General features: G+C 65.6%; 19 protein-coding genes. 8 read left to right on the top strand and 11 right to left on the bottom strand.

Annotated elements, in window-relative coordinates:
* The first annotated feature begins 122 nt into the window (after window positions 1-122).
* The gene (recQ, locus tag EDF56_RS17720; RefSeq protein WP_132389896.1) at window positions 123-1,907 is read left to right on the top strand and encodes a DNA helicase RecQ; all 1,785 of its coding nucleotides are present in this window, start codon (window positions 123-125) and stop codon (window positions 1,905-1,907) included.
* A 382-nt stretch (window positions 1,908-2,289) separates the two neighbouring features.
* On the opposite strand, the gene EDF56_RS17715 is transcribed toward recQ, so the two are convergent.
* The gene (locus EDF56_RS17715) at window positions 2,290-2,751 is read right to left on the bottom strand and encodes a nuclear transport factor 2 family protein (protein ID WP_132389894.1); all 462 of its coding nucleotides are present in this window, start codon (window positions 2,749-2,751) and stop codon (window positions 2,290-2,292) included.
* A gap of 101 nt (window positions 2,752-2,852) precedes the next feature.
* Between EDF56_RS17715 and EDF56_RS17710 the strand changes: the two genes are divergently transcribed.
* Window positions 2,853-3,305 carry a YaiI/YqxD family protein gene (locus EDF56_RS17710; RefSeq protein WP_132389892.1) on the top strand — a complete coding sequence of 151 codons (453 nt, stop codon included), beginning with the start codon at window positions 2,853-2,855 and terminating at the stop codon, window positions 3,303-3,305.
* Window positions 3,306-3,315: 10 nt separating this feature from the next.
* On the opposite strand, the gene EDF56_RS17705 is transcribed toward EDF56_RS17710, so the two are convergent.
* The 3 genes from EDF56_RS17705 to EDF56_RS17695 all read right to left on the bottom strand — a co-directional run bounded on the left by EDF56_RS17705 (window position 3,316) and on the right by EDF56_RS17695 (window position 5,641).
* Entirely contained in the window at window positions 3,316-3,615 is a 300-nt protein-coding gene (locus tag EDF56_RS17705; protein WP_132389890.1) for a hypothetical protein, read from the bottom strand.
* A 31-nt stretch (window positions 3,616-3,646) separates the two neighbouring features.
* On the bottom strand, window positions 3,647-3,928 hold the full coding sequence (locus tag EDF56_RS17700; protein ID WP_132389888.1) for a hypothetical protein: 282 nt from the start codon (window positions 3,926-3,928) through the stop codon (window positions 3,647-3,649).
* Between the two features lie 186 nt (window positions 3,929-4,114).
* A complete protein-coding gene (locus tag EDF56_RS17695) occupies window positions 4,115-5,641 on the bottom strand; it encodes a L,D-transpeptidase family protein (RefSeq protein ID WP_132389886.1) in 1,527 nt (508 codons plus the stop codon).
* Between the two features lie 200 nt (window positions 5,642-5,841).
* Between EDF56_RS17695 and EDF56_RS17690 the strand changes: the two genes are divergently transcribed.
* The 3 genes from EDF56_RS17690 to EDF56_RS25995 all read left to right on the top strand — a co-directional run bounded on the left by EDF56_RS17690 (window position 5,842) and on the right by EDF56_RS25995 (window position 10,632).
* Window positions 5,842-6,735, top strand: coding sequence for a DMT family transporter (locus tag EDF56_RS17690; RefSeq protein WP_132389885.1), 894 nt, complete (start codon window positions 5,842-5,844; stop codon window positions 6,733-6,735).
* A 180-nt stretch (window positions 6,736-6,915) separates the two neighbouring features.
* Window positions 6,916-9,588: an aconitate hydratase AcnA gene (gene acnA / locus EDF56_RS17685; protein WP_132389883.1), complete on the top strand. Its 2,673-nt coding sequence runs from the start codon at window positions 6,916-6,918 to the stop codon at window positions 9,586-9,588.
* A 483-nt stretch (window positions 9,589-10,071) separates the two neighbouring features.
* Window positions 10,072-10,632, top strand: coding sequence for a hypothetical protein (locus tag EDF56_RS25995; RefSeq protein WP_165912236.1), 561 nt, complete (start codon window positions 10,072-10,074; stop codon window positions 10,630-10,632).
* 494 nt (window positions 10,633-11,126) lie between these two features.
* Here EDF56_RS25995 and ruvB read toward each other — a convergent pair whose 3' ends face one another.
* Window positions 11,127-12,167, bottom strand: a complete 1,041-nt coding sequence (gene ruvB / locus EDF56_RS17675; protein WP_132389879.1) for a Holliday junction branch migration DNA helicase RuvB — start codon at window positions 12,165-12,167, stop codon at window positions 11,127-11,129.
* 95 nt (window positions 12,168-12,262) lie between these two features.
* Here ruvB and EDF56_RS17670 point away from each other — a divergent pair, with 95 nt between their 5' ends.
* Window positions 12,263-12,643, top strand: coding sequence for a GIY-YIG nuclease family protein (locus EDF56_RS17670; RefSeq protein WP_165912235.1), 381 nt, complete (start codon window positions 12,263-12,265; stop codon window positions 12,641-12,643).
* A 41-nt stretch (window positions 12,644-12,684) separates the two neighbouring features.
* Here EDF56_RS17670 and ruvA read toward each other — a convergent pair whose 3' ends face one another.
* Genes ruvA through EDF56_RS17645 form a run of 5 tightly spaced genes read right to left on the bottom strand, consistent with a single transcriptional unit; the run spans window position 12,685 to window position 15,507 of the window.
* Entirely contained in the window at window positions 12,685-13,293 is a 609-nt protein-coding gene (ruvA, locus tag EDF56_RS17665) for a Holliday junction branch migration protein RuvA (RefSeq protein WP_132389877.1), read from the bottom strand.
* Between the two features lie 60 nt (window positions 13,294-13,353).
* Window positions 13,354-13,863 (bottom strand): nucleoside deaminase, encoded by a 510-nt coding sequence (locus tag EDF56_RS17660; RefSeq protein WP_243652667.1) that lies wholly within the window; start codon window positions 13,861-13,863, stop codon window positions 13,354-13,356.
* 34 nt (window positions 13,864-13,897) lie between these two features.
* Window positions 13,898-14,374, bottom strand: coding sequence for a crossover junction endodeoxyribonuclease RuvC (ruvC, locus tag EDF56_RS17655; protein WP_132389875.1), 477 nt, complete (start codon window positions 14,372-14,374; stop codon window positions 13,898-13,900).
* 4 nt (window positions 14,375-14,378) lie between these two features.
* Complete coding sequence (locus tag EDF56_RS17650; RefSeq protein WP_132389873.1) at window positions 14,379-14,729, bottom strand: DUF3147 family protein; 351 nt, start codon at window positions 14,727-14,729, stop codon at window positions 14,379-14,381.
* Window positions 14,730-14,742: 13 nt separating this feature from the next.
* Window positions 14,743-15,507 carry a YebC/PmpR family DNA-binding transcriptional regulator gene (locus EDF56_RS17645; protein WP_132389871.1) on the bottom strand — a complete coding sequence of 255 codons (765 nt, stop codon included), beginning with the start codon at window positions 15,505-15,507 and terminating at the stop codon, window positions 14,743-14,745.
* A 218-nt stretch (window positions 15,508-15,725) separates the two neighbouring features.
* On the opposite strand from EDF56_RS17645, the gene EDF56_RS17640 reads away from it, so the two are divergent.
* Complete coding sequence (locus EDF56_RS17640; RefSeq protein WP_132389869.1) at window positions 15,726-16,448, top strand: CPBP family glutamic-type intramembrane protease; 723 nt, start codon at window positions 15,726-15,728, stop codon at window positions 16,446-16,448.
* 112 nt (window positions 16,449-16,560) lie between these two features.
* Here the strand turns inward: EDF56_RS17640 and EDF56_RS17635 are convergent, their stop codons facing one another.
* On the bottom strand, window positions 16,561-16,797 hold the full coding sequence (locus tag EDF56_RS17635) for a DUF2312 domain-containing protein (protein WP_132389867.1): 237 nt from the start codon (window positions 16,795-16,797) through the stop codon (window positions 16,561-16,563).
* Between the two features lie 328 nt (window positions 16,798-17,125).
* Here EDF56_RS17635 and sugE point away from each other — a divergent pair, with 328 nt between their 5' ends.
* Window positions 17,126-17,443 carry a quaternary ammonium compound efflux SMR transporter SugE gene (gene sugE, locus EDF56_RS17630; protein ID WP_132390554.1) on the top strand — a complete coding sequence of 106 codons (318 nt, stop codon included), beginning with the start codon at window positions 17,126-17,128 and terminating at the stop codon, window positions 17,441-17,443.

The raw sequence follows: 17,443 nt of genomic DNA, 5'->3' as shown, positions 1-17,443 counted from the left end.
GCCGTTTTGTAACTCGAACTCGACTACCCCCACGGCAAAATCGCAAGGGATTGAGGCGGAATCGGAGGAAATCATCGGCCAAGCGGTTTCAGCAGCCCCCTGCCTCTGCCATAAGCCCGGCCGTGCCTGACGCCGATCTTCTGCCCGATGCCCGTGATGCCCTTCACGCGACTTTCGGCTTTTCCGCCTTTCGCGGTGTGCAGGAAGATGTCGTCGCCCGTGTGCTCGAAGGCCGATCCACCCTCGCGGTGATGCCGACCGGCGCGGGCAAATCGCTGACCTATCAATTGCCCGCCGTCATGCAGGAAGGGACCTGCGTGGTCGTCTCCCCGCTGATCGCGCTGATGCACGACCAGCTGCGCTCGGCCACCGCCAACGGCATCCGCGCCGCCACGCTGACCAGCGCCGACGCCGATCGCGGCCTCACCATGGACCGCTTCCGCGCGGGCGAGCTGGACTTGCTCTACGTCGCCCCGGAACGCGCCAGCCAGTCCTATTTCCGGGAATTGCTGGAGCAGGCCCGGGTCTCGCTGTTCGCCATCGACGAAGCGCATTGCGTTTCCGAATGGGGGCATGATTTCCGGCCAGACTACCGGCTGCTGAAGCCGCTGCTGGATGCCTTCCCCACCGTCCCGCGCCTCGCGCTGACGGCCACGGCGGACCATCACACCCGCTCCGACATCCTGGCCCAGCTCGGCATCCCGGCCGACGGGCTGATCGTCGCCGGGTTCGACCGTCCCAACATCCGCTACGCCATCCGCCCGCGCGAGAATGCGATGCGGCAGATCAAGGCGGTGATCGACGAGAATCCGGGCCCGGGCATCGTCTATGCCCCCACCCGCGCCCGCGTGGAGCAGCTGGCCGAAACGCTCGCCGCCGCCACCGGACGGCGCGTGCTGCCCTATCACGCCGGGCTCGATCCCGATGTGCGCGCCCGCAATCAGGCGGCCTTCGTCGCTTCCGAAGACATGGTGATGGTGGCCACGGTCGCCTTCGGCATGGGCATCGACAAGCCCGACGTGCGCTTCGTCGCCCATGCCGGGATCCCCAAGTCGATCGAGGCCTATTATCAGGAAACCGGCCGCGCCGGGCGTGACGGTGACCCTTCCGTCGCCGTGATGTTCTGGGGCGCGGACGACTTCGCACGCGCCCGCCAGCGCCTGTCCGAGATCGAGCCGCACCGCCTGCAAAGCGAACGCCAACGGCTCGACGCCCTTGCCGGCCTTGTCGAGACCGCCGAATGCCGCCGCGCCGTGCTGCTGCGCCACTTCGGCGAGACGCCCGCGCAGACGTGCGGCAATTGCGACAACTGCCTGGAACCGGCGGGCGTGATCGACGTGACCGAACTGGCGCGCAAGCTACTCTCGACGGTCTATCGCACCGGGCAGAGCTATGGCCTTGGCCATCTGGAAAAGGTGCTCTGCGGCATCAGCGACGACCGCGTGCTCCAGCGTGCGCATGACCAGCTTTCGGTGTTCGGCATCCTGACCGAGGATGAGAAGCCGCTGCTGAAGCCGCTCGCCCGCGCGCTTCAGGCCCGCGGCAGCCTGCTGCCGACCGAGCACGGCGGCCTCGCCCTCGGCGGCGATGCGCGCGCGATCCTCAAGGGCGAAGTGCCGGTGGCCATCGTCGTGCCGCCCAAGCGCGAGCGCAAGCGGCGGGGTGGCGGCGATACCGGCGCCAACCCGGTCGGCAACCCGCTGTTCGAGGCCCTGCGCGCGCTCCGCCGCGATCTTGCCCAGCAGGCCGGCGTGCCGCCTTATGTCATCTTCCACGATGCCACCTTGCGCGAAATGGCCACGGTCCACCCCAACTCGCTTTCCGAACTCGGCGCGATCGGCGGCGTGGGCGCGCGCAAGCTCGAAGCCTATGGCGAGGAATTCCTGAGCGTTATTCGCCAGCATTGAGCGCTCGGCGCGGGGCACGCGTAATGCCTGCTCCCTCCCCCGCCTCCCCCACCCCGCTCAGCCTGAGCGGGATTGATCAGCCTGAGCGGGATTGATCAGCCTGAGCGGCATTGATCAGCCGGAGCCGGATCGAAGGGCAGCGAAAACGGAAAGAAGGCCTCCGCCTCGCAAACCGTCATCCTGAACTTGTTTCAGGATCCATTCGTCCGCAAGCGCGATGTTTGGGCTCCATGCGCAATCGCCGCACATTGCTTCCGTATCCGAGCAAGCCGCCCGATGGATCCTGAAGCAAGCTCAGGATGACGTCGGTTCTTGGGAGATGAGCGGCCCACCAGACATGCAGCGGCCTTCGCATTCAACCACACATCCCGGATCGACGCGCCTATTCCACCTCCACCCTGATCCGAGTGATGCGCGTGGCCTTGATCAACCAGACCCCATCCACCCGCACATAGTCCTCGTGATAGAACCCATAGCCCGTGAGACGCGAAAACGCGCCGCCGGCCGGGAAGAACATGCGGTCCGTAAAACTCCAGATTCCCCGGGCGCTATCCGGCCCCGTCACCTCTATTTCCGACTGATGCCCCTGATGCACGCTGACGATGCCGAAGCGCGCCATGCCGTCCGGCACCCACGCATCCCGGCCGCGCAAGGTGAGGTTCATCGCGGGAAGATGGTCCACGCCCGATTGGGGATCGGTACAGCAGCCGTGATAATCCAGCTCGCAATCCTCGGCGAGGACCGAGCGGACCAGATCGCCGTCTCCCAGGTCGACACCGCGCCAGTAGCGCGCCTTGGCCTGCCGGATGGCCTCGATGGCGGCGAGGCGTTCGGTTTCGGTCATTCCCTTCTCCCCTTTGCGATATCTGTCGCAGGCCGGCCGCCATCTGCAAAGCCGCGTCCATGCCCATTCGCCATTTGCCCGCCCCGGCGTTATGGAGCGGCATGATCCGCATATTGATCGATGCCGACGCCTGCCCGGTGAAGGACGAAACCTACAGAGTCGCCGCCCGCCACAAAGTGCCGGTGGTGGTCGTCAGCAACAGCCCCATCCGCGTTCCGCAGGATCCGCTGATCACGCGCAAGGTGGTGAGCGATGCCTTCGATGCCGCCGACGACTGGATCGTGGAGAACACGGCGCCCGGCACCGTGGTCATCACCGCCGATATCCTGCTGGCCGATCGCTGCCTCAAGCTTGGCGCCGAGGTGGTCGCGCCCAATGGCAAGCCATTCACCCTCTCCTCGATCGGCAGCGCCATCGCCACACGGGCGATCATGGCCGATCTGCGCGCCGGTGGCGACGTGATCGGCGGCCCGCCGCCGTTCAGCAAGACGGATCGTTCGCGGTTCCTCTCCAGCCTTGACGAAGTGCTGGTGAAACTGCGGCGGCGCATGTGAAGGCCGCTTCCTAGCCCAGTCGATACGGGGTGGGGTCTCCGCGCTCCCGGATCAGCGCCTGGCGGGCTTCCTTGCGCAGGCGGTGGCAAAGGGCATCGCGCGTCTCCTCGCCCAGCATTTCGGGAAAGCCGAGAAGCGCCGTTTCGAAGCCGTGCTCGATCAGGGCCTCCAGAATCGCCGCCTCGTCGGCCGCGAAGGCACGCGCCATCAGTTTGAGCGTGCGAACGGTCTCGCGGAATTCGAAGTCAGTAAGGCGCCCCGATTCGAACTCTTCCTTGCGCAGCAAGGCCCGCCGCAAATCCCAGACCATCGTCGCACTCCTGCCAATGGGCAGGGAAGAATTAGCTCTCGCGCGTGTCGAAAGAAACCGGGACGGCCAGCCGGAACGGAAGGTCGGGAGAGGCGATGCGCGATTCGGTGCCGTTGTCGTGGATCAGCACCGCACGGCCGACGCCCGGGGTGGCGACCACGGCGACGACGCTGTCCACCCATTCGTGCAGCAGCACCTTGGCGCGGGCCAGTTCAGCCTCCGCGCGCGTGGTGGTGCCCGAGGCTTCGAGTTCGGCTTCGAGTTCGACGATCCGGGCGGTCGCCCCGCCAATGCGGTCGGTGTTCTCGCTCATGATCGGTATCCCTGGGCAGTCATCGTTCGCCTAGGTGGGCACCCGTGACGGGTGAGGCAAGCCCCGAATTCCGGCAATCGCCAGCGCGTTAAGGTTGCGGCGGGTCGCTTCGCCATTCACCGGCATTTCGTCAAGTCGGACGATGAGGAGGCAGGCCCGGACTCATGCGAGCCCGGGCCTTGTCCCTTAAAGTGGGTTGTCCAGCTTGATGACTTCTTCCTCGCTCGCGCGCTGGGTGGTCTTGAGCTGACGCGGGGCGGCGAAGCTGTCGAGCACCGGCTTGTCGCGGCCGTAGATGTCGTTGAAGGCCGTAAGCTGGCCGTCGATCGCGCGCGCGAAAGTGAAATAAGCGACGTAGACCGGGAACGTCCGCGTCATTTCCACCTTGGTATACTGGCCGGAGCGCGAGATTTCCGCCGCTTCGGTCGCGCTCTTCTGCGCGCCGAGGATGGCCATGGTCATGCCCAGCTCCACCGCGCGTTCGGTGCGGATGCAGCCATGGCTGAAGGCGCGCACGTCGGCATTGAAGTACTGCTTGGACGGCGTGTCATGCAGGTAGATCGCGTGCGGGTTGGGCATGTCGATCTTCATCAGGCCCAGCGAATTGCTGGCGCCCGGCTGCTGGACGACCGTGATCGTGCCGTCCGCGCTCTTGGTCGCCTTGTAGCCGGCCGACTTCGCCCAGGCGGGGTTGTTCAGCACCTTGGCGCCAAGCCCCTCACCCTTCACGATCGACTGCGGCACCGTCCAGGTGGGGTTGAAGACCACCGCCGTCACCGTTTCAGCCAGCTGCGGCGTCGCAGTGCGGCCGGGCTTGCCGACCACGGTCTTGTAGGTGCGGATGATCTTGTTGCGGACCACGAGGCGGAGCTGGAACTCCGGCACGTTGGTCATCAGGTATACGTCGCCAAGGTCGCGGGCGAACCAGCGCCAGCGGTCCATGTTCGCCTGAATCAGCGCGCGCTTGGCCTTGTTGGCGACCGGCGTGGCATTGTACTCGGCCTTGAGCAGGGCATAGTCCGGATTGGTGGGCGCAAGCTTGTCGACGACGCCGGCCACGTTGTGGTCGGAAAGCGCCTGCGCCATGATCTGCGCGGTGGGCATCACGTCCTGATCGGGATCGACCGCGAACCACTGGACGCGCGCGGGCATCGGCGTGCGGCCGTCGCGCAGATCCTCGATCAGCCAGCCGAACACATGGCTGGCCAGCGTGTCGAGATCGTCGCCCTCGCCCTTGGCGATCGCCGCCCTGAGCGCGGCGGGCTGGTAGTCCGCCGGGATCAGGCCTTCCTTGCCGATATACTCGATGGTCTGGAGCAGCGCCTTGGCGTCGGACAGCGACCACGACATCACCGGTTCGGCCAGCAAGGTATCGTGCTGGCCCGGCTGCGCCGTCGCGGCGGCAGCGGTGGGGGCGCCGGTCGGCGTTCCAGTCGGCGTTCCCGAAGGCACCCCGGTCGGCGTCGCAGTCGGAACGCCCGAAGGCGTGGCCTTGGGCTGGGCCGTCGACGTCGGCACCGGCTTCGGCGCCGCCGTCGATTGGGAAACCGGCAGGATCGACGTCGGCGTCGACAAAGCCTTGGGCTTTGGCGGTTTCACGGGCTTTGCGGCCTGCGTGCCATCAACCTTCTGGGCCAGCACCGGCTGTGCCACGAGCCCCGTTGCCGCGACAACCGCCAGCACGCTGCAACCGAACCGCATCAAACTCGCCATCTTGTCCTGAACCTGCCCGTCATCATGCACGGAAAAAACGCGGCGCGCAGAGCACGCACCGCCGGAATTCCGCTTTGCATCCATATAATGTCATGTTCAAGGATTTCGCCTGTCGCTGCGATGAATTGCTTGCGCGTTTCCTTGCGTAAAGCGAACTGGCCCTTGCGCAAAGCGCCGGCCGGGACGAGAGGCTGAGCATCATGTCCGCATCCGTCCCCGCCGTTTCCGACGCTCGTCCGTCCGCCATGCCGGTCATGGCCGTGACCGCCGGAATCGCGACGTTCAGCATGATGGACGCAACGATCAAAGACGCTTCACTGGCCGTGGGCGTGTTTACCGCGCTGCTGTTGCGCAATCTCTTCGGCACATTGCTGACCCTGCCGCTCTGGCTGGCGGCGGGCCGTCCCAAGCCCTCTCGCCATGTGCTGGTGGTCCACGCGCAGCGCGCAGCGATCACCTCGGCGATGGCCGCACTCTTTTTCTATGGCCTTGCACGAATTCCTATGGCCGAGGGAATCGCGCTTTCCTTCGTCTCGCCGATCATCGCGCTCTACTTCGCAGCGCTGCTGCTGGGCGAGAAAATCCGGCCTCAGGCCGTGGTGGCATCGCTTTTCGGCGTGGCCGGCGTGGTGGTCATTCTGGCCGGACGGCTGGGCGCGGGCGCCTATTCGGACCGGGCGATCGAGGGGACCGTAGCGGTCCTGCTTTCCTCGGTGTTCTACGCGGTCAATCTGGTGCTCCAGCGCAAGCAGGCGCTGCTGGCCAAACCGGTGGAAGTCGCGATGTTCCAGAACCTTGGCGTGGCGTTGATTTTCCTTGCTTTTTCTCCGTGGCTTACGGTCATCCCGGACCTCCACAGCCTTGGCTTCATCCTTGCCGGTGCGGCATTGGCGACGGCCGCCCTGCTGTTTCTTTCATGGGGTTACGCGCGGGCAGAAACGCAAGTGCTGCTGCCGATCGAATATACCGGCTTCCTTTGGGCCGCGCTGCTCGGCTGGCTGATGTTCGGCGAGCAACTGGGCCTCGCCACGATCGCCGGCACGGTGCTGATCGTCGTGGGCTGCTGGATAGGTGCAAGAAACGCAAACGCGTGATCGAGGTCGGCAGCCGCCCCCCCCTTGACCTGAGGGCCGCAAGCGCGCATCGGCGGGGCCGCAGACTCCGCTTTGTCGCGATGCAGCACGGCGATCCTTTTCGGGACCTGGCCAGTTCGGTTCCGACGAGGGGGCCGCGCTTTTGGCGACAGGCTCCATACAGAAGGGGATAATACCCAAATGACCCAGGTCGGACAGGATACGCTCGGTACCCGCAGCACCATGACCGTCGGCGGCAAGCAGGTCGCCTACTACTCTCTCCAGAAAGCCTCCGAAACGATCGGCGACGTCAGCCGCCTGCCGTTCTCGATGAAAGTGCTGCTGGAAAACCTGCTGCGCTTCGAAGACGGCGGTTTCACCGTCTCGACCAAGGACATTCAGGCGATTGCCGACTGGCAGAAGAACCCGACCACGGGTGACGAAATCCAGTATCGCCCGGCCCGCGTTCTGCTTCAGGACTTCACCGGCGTTCCCTGCGTGGTTGACCTTGCCGCCATGCGCGATGCCATCGCCACGCTCGGCGGCGACACCAGCAAGATCAATCCGCTGGTCCCCGTGAACCTCGTCATCGACCACTCGGTGATGGTGGACGAATTCGGTCACCCCAAGGCGTTCGAAGAGAACGTAGAGATCGAATACCAGCGCAACATGGAGCGTTACGACTTCCTCAAGTGGGGTTCCAAGTCGCTCGCCAACTTCTACGCGGTTCCCCCGGGCACCGGCATCTGCCACCAGGTCAACCTTGAGAACATCGCCAAGACGGTGTGGTCGAGCGAAGACCAGAACGGCAATCTGGTCGCCTATCCCGACACCTGCGTCGGCACCGACAGCCACACCACCATGGTCAACGGCCTGGGCGTGCTGGGCTGGGGCGTCGGCGGCATCGAGGCGGAAGCCGCGATGCTTGGCCAGCCGGTCTCGATGCTGATCCCCGAAGTCGTCGGCTTCAAGCTGACCGGCGAACTGAAGGAAGGCGTCACCGCCACCGACCTCGTGCTCACCTGCACCGCCATGCTGCGCAAGCACGGCGTGGTCGGCCGCTTCGTCGAATACTTCGGCCCCGGCCTTGCGTCGCTGTCGCTGGCCGACCGCGCGACGCTCGCCAACATGGCCCCTGAATACGGCGCCACTTGCGGCTTCTTCGGCATCGACGACAAGACCATCGAATACCTGCGCCTCACCGGCCGCGAGGAAGAGCAGATCGCCCTCGTCGAAGCCTATGCCAAGGAACAGGGCTTCTGGATCGACCCGGCCGCTGCCGACCCGATCTTCTCCTCGACCCTCGAACTCGACATGTCGACCGTCGTGCCCTCGCTGGCCGGCCCGAAGCGTCCGCAGGACTGGGTCGCGCTTCCCGACGTGGACGACGTGTTCAACAAGGACATGGCCGACACCTACAAGAAGGCCGCGCAGCGCGTTCCGGTCGAAGGCAAGGACTTCGACATCGGTGACGGCGACGTCATGATCGCCGCCATCACCAGCTGCACCAACACCTCGAACCCGAGCGTGCTGGTCGCCGCCGGTCTCGTCGCCAAGAAGGCCGACGAGCTGGGCCTGAAGCCCAAGCCCTGGGTCAAGACCTCGCTCGCTCCCGGTTCGCAGGTCGTCACCGACTACCTCGAAAAGGCCGGTCTCCAGTCGCACCTCGACAACATCGGCTTCAACCTCGTCGGTTACGGCTGCACCACCTGCATCGGCAACTCGGGCCCGCTCGCAGAGCCGATCTCGAAGGCGATCAACGAGAACGGCCTGGTCGCCTCGGCGGTCATCTCGGGCAACCGCAACTTCGAAGGCCGCGTCTCGCCGGACGTGCGCGCGAACTTCCTGGCCTCGCCGCCGCTGGTCGTCGCCTACGCCCTGAAGGGCACTGTGGTGGAAGACTTCACCACCACCCCGATCGGCGTGAGCAAGGACGGCGTGGACGTCTACCTCAAGGACATCTGGCCGACCAACCTCGAAGTCAGCTCGACGATGAATGCCTGCGTTGACCGTGGCATGTTCCAGGCCCGCTATGCCGACGTCTACAAGGGCGACAAGCACTGGCAGGCGATCAACGTGGTCGGTTCGGACACGTACTCGTGGCGCGCCGGTTCGACCTATGTCGCCAACCCGCCGTACTTCGAGGGCATGGAAATGACCCCGGCGCCCGTGAACGACATCATCGAGGCGAAGCCGCTGCTGATCCTCGGCGATTCGATCACCACCGACCACATCTCGCCGGCCGGCTCGATCAAGGCCGACAGCCCGGCAGGCCAGTGGCTGATGGAGCACCAGGTCGCCAAGGCGGACTTCAACTCCTACGGTTCGCGCCGTGGCCACCACGAAGTGATGATGCGCGGCACTTTCGCCAACATCCGCATCCGCAACGAGATGGTTCCGGGCATCGAAGGCGGCATGAGCCGCTTCGGCGAAGAGGTTCTGCCGGTCTACGACGTCGCGCAGAAGTACAAGGAGCAGGGCACGCCGATGGTGGTCGTGGCCGGCAAGGAGTACGGCACGGGTTCGTCGCGTGACTGGGCGGCCAAGGGCACCAACCTGCTGGGCGTCCGCGCCGTGATCGTCGAGAGCTTCGAGCGTATCCACCGTTCGAACCTGGTCGGCATGGGCGTGCTGCCGCTTCAGTTCAAGGACGGCGACACCCGCCAGTCGCTGGGCCTGACCGGTGACGACGCCTTCACGATCAAGGGCGTTGCCAGCCTCAAGCCGCGCCAGGACGTGGAAGTCGAAGTGACCCGCACGGACGGCTCGACCTTCACCTTCACCGCGCTGTGCCGCATCGATACCGCCAACGAAGTGGAATACTTCAACAACGGCGGCATCCTGCAGTACGTGCTGCGCAAGCTGGCCGCCTAAGCGACAGCCCGCAGCCTTACCGGCTCAAGAAGAAGCCCCGTCCCGCCTTGTGCGGGGCGGGGTTTTTCTTTGGGTGGTGGAGGTGATGGTGGGGCGGTGCAGAGCAGCCTCCCCCTCCAACCACCTCGTCATCCTGAACTTGTTTCAGGATCCATCGGGCCGCCGGCGCTGTGCCTCGATCGGTAAATCGCGATCGCCGCGCTCTTCACGCGGCCGTTCGGGATAGGCTGAGAAATGGATCCTGAAACAAGTTCAGGATGACGATGCCTTCGCAGCAGACCGAGAGTCCGGCACGGAGCGTGCCTCCAACCTCCCCGCTCGTCGCCCCCGCGAAGGCGGGGGCCCCGCTTGTTCTTCCCCACAACCCCAGACACGAAAAGGGGTGAGCGCCCCCCGACGCCCACCCCCCTCGCCAGGCATCCGCGGTGGCGCGGACCGCCCGGTCAGGCCGTTTTTCTACCCGCCAGCCGCTGGCGGCCGACAATGGCCGCCGCAGCGGCCCCGAACAGGATCAGCATCGGCGGCGCCGGAACGTCGTGCGGCGGCCGACCGCCGGACGACGAACTGGTGTGGCCCCCGGAGGACGAGGAACTGGTACTCGACGAGGTCGACGAAGAGGTCGAACTGGACGAGGACGTGGAGGAAGACGTCGAAGAGGACGACGAGGTACTCGACGAGACGTTACCCGAACTCGACGTGCTCGTGCTGGTCGAGACATTACCCGAGCTGGACGTCGTCGACGTGACACCGCCCGTGGAGCTGGTGGTGGTCGAGGTCAGCCCGCCCGTCGATGTCGACGACGAGGTGGAACCACCGCTGGTGCTGGAACTGGAGCTGGACCCGCCCGAGGACGACGATGTCGATCCCCCGCTGGAGGTGGAACTGATGACGACGCTGCCGCCGCCCGAACCGCCGCCGCCGAAGAAGCCTCCGAAGAAACCGCCGCCAAAGCCGCCACTCGAACCGCCGCCGCCGACCACCACCGGCACGGCGCCGCTGCCCCCGGCCACCATCGGCGCCGCCACGGGGGCGGGCGGAACGTAAACCGGCGGCATCGCGGTTGCCATGACAGGCTCGGTCGGCCGGGGAATCTCGCGGCGCGCATGGGCCGGGGCGCGGGGCGGAATGACGCGGCGGGCGGGCTTGGTCACTTTCGCGACTTTGGCCTGCTTCAGCTTGTGATACTCCACGCCGCTTGCCTGCGTCTCCGCGACGTGGACCGCGCCCCCGCCGATGATAGCGCAGCCCGCCGCGCAGGCAGACAGTTTCGCCAAGGCCATCCGAACCGACATACCGTCTCTCTTTTCGCTCCTTCGGACCTCCGGGGGCAGCGGCCACTGCCGCATGAGACCGACTTGTCACTAACAAGCGCAGAGACCGGTTAAAGGAACAATGCCATTAACCGGGATTCAGAGGCCCGAGGGCGTTAAATCGCGTTAGTTTTAGCAGTTGACTGCAAGACTGTGCCGATGCGGGACTGTTGTGCCGTCCGAATGTAAATCCCGCCGACAGTTTTCCGGAAAAATCCCGCCCCGTTCTCAATCGACCTGCGAATCGAAAAGGCCGCCCTGTGGCCCCTGCGGGCTTTGCGGCGGGGTCATGCCAAGGTGCGTCCAGCCGCGATCGTTCAGGCAACGCCCGCGTGCCGTGCGCGCGATGAGGCCCAACTGGATGAGGTAGGGCTCGATCACTTCCTCGATCGTGTCGCGCGGTTCGGACAGCCCCGCCGCCAGCGTCTCGACGCCGACCGGGCCGCCCTTGTAGATATCCGCGATCATTCGGAGATATCGCCGGTCCTGCGCGTCGAGGCCGATGGAATCGACTTCCAGCCGCGTCAGCGCATCGTCGGCGATCTCAAGCGTGATCACGTCCGATCCGGCGACATGCGCGAAATCGCGCACGCGGCGCATCAGGCGCCCCGCCACGCGCGGCGTACCGCGCGCGCGCCGGGCGATCTCGGTCGCTCCGCCCTTGTCCATGCCGATCCCGAGCAGGCTGGCCCCGCGCGTGACGACTTTCTCCAGTTCCTCGACCGTATAGAACTGCAAGCGCACCGGGATGCCGAAACGGTCGCGCAGCGGGGTCTGGAGCAGGCCCTGCCGCGTCGTCGCGCCGACCAGTGTGAACGGCGGCAGATCGATCCGCACCGAGCGCGCCGACGGCCCCTCGCCGATGATAAGATCGAGCGCGCGGTCCTCCATCGCCGGGTAGAGCACTTCCTCGACCACGGGATTGAGGCGGTGGATCTCGTCGATGAACAGCACGTCGCCATGTTCGAGATTGGTCAGCAGCGCGGCAAGATCGCCCGCCTTGGCGATCACCGGGCCGCTGGTGGCGCGGAACCCCACGCCCAGTTCACGTGCGACGATCTGCGCCAGCGTCGTCTTGCCGAGCCCGGGGGGGCCGAAGAACAACGTATGGTCCATCGCCTCGCGCCGCGACTTGGCGCTTTCGATGAAGACACGAAGATTGTCCTTCGCCGCCGCCTGCCCGACGAATTCGGCAAGCGTCTTCGGCCTTAGCGCCGCGTCGGCGTCCTCAGGCTGGCGGGCGGAGGTGAGTATGGGGTTATCGGTCATGAACTCGGCGCCTGCCGCGAAATGGACCCTGAAACACGTTCAGGGTGACGATGCGTATATTGGCAAGGAAAGGGTGAAATCTCTGCAATCCCGTCATGCTGAACTTGTTTCAGCATCCATCGGGCCGCAAACCCGGCGCCATGCGGGACGAGCGCCAGCCTTGCGTCTATATCCTTGCGAGCGGGCACTACGGCACGCTCTACATCGGCGTCACCTCGAACCTCATCCGCCGCCTGTGGCAGCATCGAAACGACGCTTTGCCGGGCTTCACCGCGCGATATGCCGTTCACCGGCTCGTCCATTTCGAACTGCTGGGCGACATGGAGCGCGCGATTGCCCGCGAGAAGCAGCTCAAGCGCTGGCACCGGCAGTGGAAGATCAATCTCGTCAATGCCGAGAACCCGGCGTGGCGCGATCTGGCGGTGAGTCTGGGTTTGCCGCCGATAGTTCCGGGTAATGCGAAGAATGGATCCTGAAACGAGTTCAGGATGACGTTGGGTACAAGTGTGAGTGCCCGTCACCCCGCAGCCCTCTTCAGCGCCACGCGCACGAGGTCGTTCAGGCCCGCCTCCTCGCCCAGTTCCTCCACCGCCTTGCCTACCGCCATCGAAGCGATCGCAGGCTTGAAGCCAAGGTTCTGAAGCGCCGAAACCGCATCCGCGCTGGAATTGCCCACGGGCGTCGCCACGGCCGAGAGACCGGGCATGCCCGGCACCGTTGGCATCCCGCCGGCCTTGTCCTTCAACTCGTTGACGATGCGGCTGGCCAGCTTCGGCCCCACGCCATTGGCGCGCGCGACCATGGCGCTATCGCCGCCCGCGCAGGCACGCTGCAATTCCTCGGTCGTCAGCGCCGACAGGATCGCCAGCGCCACTTTGGAGCCGACGCCCTGCACCGCCGTCAGCAGACGGAACCAGTTGCGCTCGGCCCCGCTGGTGAAACCGATCAGGCGCTGGTCGGTCTCGGAAACCTGCATCTCGGTATGGACGACGACCTTGTCCCCCCGGATGCCGAGATGGTCGAGCGTGCGCGCCGAACAATGGACGAGATAACCGACGCCGTTCACGTCGATGATCGCCCAGTCGGGGCCGGTGTCGTCGAGCAGACCTGTAAGCTTGGCGATCATGGTTTGTTCCTATGGCAGGAACGGAATCGCGAGGCTAGCCCCAATCCTCGACGGTCAGCCTCAATCGTTGGCCTGCCGGTCCTCCGGCACGTGATCCCACGGCCGGTAGTAGAGCGCCGCGCAGTCCGCCGCGAGTACGCCGGCGGTCAGGCTGAGATCGTCCTTCCAGGCGTCCGCGACGAAATCGAAGGTCGAAAGGTGCCGCGCCTCGAAATACATCGGGTGCACGTCCGCGCGGCCGGCGCCGTAGACGATGCGGCTCACGCCGGCCCAGACCGCCGCCATCGTGCACATGCCGCAAGGCTGGAGCGTGGAGTAGAGCGTCGCGCCTTCCATCCGCATCCGGCCGAGCGCCTTGCCTGCGGCGCGGAAGGCCTCGATCTCGGCATGGGCGGTGGCGTCGCAGCATTCGGCGGTACGGTTAACGCCCGAGGCGACCAGTTTGCCGTCCAGCACCACCAGCGCGGCGATCGGCGTATTGGCGGGGTCGGTGCCCTTGCGGTCCATGGCGAGGGCCAGCGCCTCGCGCATCCAGCTTGCGTCGGTCCGGGTCTTGTCAATCTTGTCCATCATGGGGCAACGGAGCTGCCCCGGGCCGGTTCCGTTACCGGTGACTGCCCAGCATGTTGGCGTGGGTGATGGCGACGGCCAGCGCGTCCGAGGCGTCCTCGCCCGCCAGCTTCACGCCGGGCAGCAGCACCTTGAGCATGTGCTGGATCTGCTTCTTGTCGGCGCCGCCGGTGCCGACCAGCGCCTTCTTGATGACCTTGGTGGAATATTCCGCCACCGGCATCCCCGCCCGCGCGAGGCTGAGCATGGCAACGCCGCGCGCCTGCCCCAGCTTCAGCGTCGACTGCGGGTTCACGTTGACGAAGACCTCCTCCACCGCGCCCGAATCGGGGCGGTGATGGAGGATCACGTCGGTGAGCGCGGCGTCGAGTTCGACCAGACGCTCGGCCATCGACAGCTTGGTGTCGGTACGGATCTGCCCATTGCCCACGTGGCTGAGGCGGCTGCCGCTCTTGGCCACGATGCCCCAGCCGGTGCAGGTGAGGCCCGGATCGAGGCCGATGATAATCATGATGTCAGACCTTGAGGCCGAGGCGCGGGCCGAAATGCACCATCAGCAGATAGAGCGCGACGGTCAGCGCGCAGCCGGCCAGCAGCGCCAGCCAGAACCCCACGCCATGCCGCAGCAGAGCCGGGATCAGCAGGAACATCGGCAGCGAGGGCAGGACGTACCAGAAGGTCGCCCCGGCATGGACCGCCATGTTCTCGGCATCGGGCCGGGCATGCCACAGCAGGATCATGCCCAGCACCGAAACCAGAGGAAGCGAGGCGACAAGCGCGGCCATCGCGGGCAAGCGCTTGCCGATCTCGGCGATCGCCACGATCATCGCGCCGGATATCAGCGCACGGGCGATCAGGGCCAGCACTTCAGGCTAGGCCTTAGGCCAACTTGGCCATGACCTCGTCGGAGATCTCGTAGTTGCCCCAGACGGTCTGGACGTCGTCGTCGTCTTCCAGCGTATCGACCAGCTTCATCAGCGTGCCGGCCGAATCGGCATCGACATCGACGCTGAGGTTGGGCTTCCACGCCAGCTTCACGCCCTCGGCTTCGCCAAGGACCTTTTCCAGCTCACGGGCAACTTCGTGCAGCGAATCGATCGAGACCCAGATCTGGTGGCTGCCCGGATTTTCGTCGCCATCGCCCATATCGCTTTCGACATCGTCGGCGCCGGCTTCGATGGCGGCTTCGAGAACCTTGTCCTCGTCACCCACGCTGGCGGGGTACTCGATCAGGCCGAGACGCTCAAACCCGTGCGAAACCGCGCCCGAAGCGCCGAGATTGCCGCCGTTCTTGGCAAACGCGGTGCGCACGTTGGTGGCAGTGCGGTTGCGGTTGTCGGTCAGAGCCTCGACGATGATGGCGACGCCGCCAGGGCCGTAGCCCTCGTAGCGCACTTCCTCGTAGTTCTCGCTGTCACCCTTGCTGGCCTTGTCGATGGCGCGCTGGATGTTGTCCTTGGGCATCGACTGCGCCTTGGCCGCGTTGACGGCGGCGCGCAGGCGCGGGTTCATGTCCGGATCGGGCATGCCCATCTTCGCGGCGACAGTGATTTCGCGGCTGAGCTTGCTGAACTGCGCCGAGCGCTTCTTGTCCTGCGCACCCTTGCGATGCATGATGTTCTTGAATTTGGAATGGCCTGCCATGGGTCCGCTCTTGCTTCGCTCGTTTGCCTGCCCACGGATCGTTCCGCGAGGCCCGGTGAATGAGGTCCGGTGAATGATGTGTCGGGCGCCTTACAACAGCCCGGCACCCAAGGGCAACCGCCCGTTCCGGCAAGTCGGCCCGCACGGGAGCCTGCCCGATAGGATGTGCGGCATCGCACAACGAATTGGCAAGGAAGCCCGGAGTAACAGTCCATCACATGGCCACCCGGATCGACATCCCCGCCCCGTCCCGCATGCCCGGCGTGCTGCGCGAACTTCCGACATTCCTGAAGCGACCGGCGCTGCTGACGCCGATCGGCCTGCGCACGCGCGAGGGGTGGACGGCGCTCGGTACGATGGAGATTCTCCACGTCGCCGGGCTCTTTCTGGTGGTGCTGCCGCTGTTGAGCCTGTGGCAGCAGGCGATGCACCTGCCCTCGCCCGACGCTTTCGACAAGTTGCCTTCGGGCTGGCTGCTACCCTTCGCCGTCGCCGTCGCGCCGATGGTGGAAGAATCGATCTTCCGAGGCTGGCAGACCGGACGGCCGCGCGCGCTGTGGCTGCTGGCCTGCGCGGTGCTCTTCGCGATTCTGGCGGTCTATGCGAAAGCCGTGGGCCCGGTGGCGCTGATAGCCCTGCTGCTGGTGCTGGCGGTGGCCGCGCTGGGAGGATGGATTCGCCTGCGCAAGCGGCGCGAACCTCCGGCGGGCTATGTTGCCGCCTATCCGGCGATATTCTGGATCGTGGCGCTGCTGTTCGCGGGCGTCCACCTGATGAACTACCCCAGCGTCTCGATGCTGTCGCTGCCGATGGTGCTGCCGCAGCTCTGGGCGGCGCTGATGCTGGGCTTCACGCGCCAGCGCATCGGCCTGCCTGCCGCGATGCTCCAGCACGCCGGCGCCAATGCGGCGACCTTGGTACTGGTGCATTTCGGCGTTTGATTTTGCGGCACCGGCCCTCTCCCCCTCCCGATCTCCCCTACCGGGGTAGAATTTTGGGAGGTCGGGTGGGGGAGAGGGCCGGTGCCGCTTCCGGGCCTAGGCCCGAACAAGATCAGTCGATGCCGAGAGCGGCCTTGTAGGTATCGAGGATCATGTCCATTTCGCGGCGATCGTCGGGCTTCATCTTACGGATGCGGACGATCTGGCGCATGATCTTGACGTCATAGCCCACGGCCTTGGCTTCGTTGTAGACGTCGCGAATGTCGTCGCCGATGCCCTTCTTTTCTTCTTCGAGGCGCTCGATACGCTCGATGAGGAGGCGCAGGCGATCGTCGGTGGTTTCGGCCATCGGGTAAAACTCCGGAAAATATCGTGATGAATCTGGGTAGGCGGGCGCTGATAGCGGCTGCGTGAGATTTGGGCAAAGCGGGGGGCTGTGGAAATCCTGTGCGTAGTGCGGGATAAGTCCTCGGCCCATCTCCCGCCGCTCCTCGCCGTTGCCTTCCCGGCCCGGCTCGCCTATCTGGCCGGGACGGTGACCACGTTCCCGTTTCGCGCGTCCTTGCGGTTGCGCGAAGTCTCAAGACCGGGACGGCCCGGCAACCTGTTCATTTGAATGGCCCTCCGTCCGGACGGCCGTCCGCTGGAATTGAAGGTTGCCCCGAATGCCCGGAACCCTGCCCTGGATCGTCCTCGTCATCGCCGGTCTGTTCGAAGTCGTCTGGGCTTCGGCGATGAAGCAGTCCGAGGGATTCAGCCGCCTCTGGCCCAGCGTGATCACGATCACCGCGATGTTCGCCAGCTTCGGCCTGCTGGCATGGGCGATGCGCACGCTGCCGCTCGGCACTGCCTACATGGTCTGGACGGGGATCGGCGCGCTGGGGGCCTTCGTGGTGGGAATCGCGGTGCTCGGAGAGGCGGCCAGCCCGCTGCGGCTTGCCGCCGCCGGGCTGATCCTGATCGGGCTGGTGCTGATGAAGCTCGCCAGTTCCTGA

The organism is Novosphingobium sp. PhB165 (assembly GCF_004341845.1).
Classification (GTDB): domain Bacteria; phylum Pseudomonadota; class Alphaproteobacteria; order Sphingomonadales; family Sphingomonadaceae; genus Novosphingobium.
Note: the sequence above shows the minus strand (reverse complement) of the source record. Positions and strands in the feature narration are given on the sequence as shown.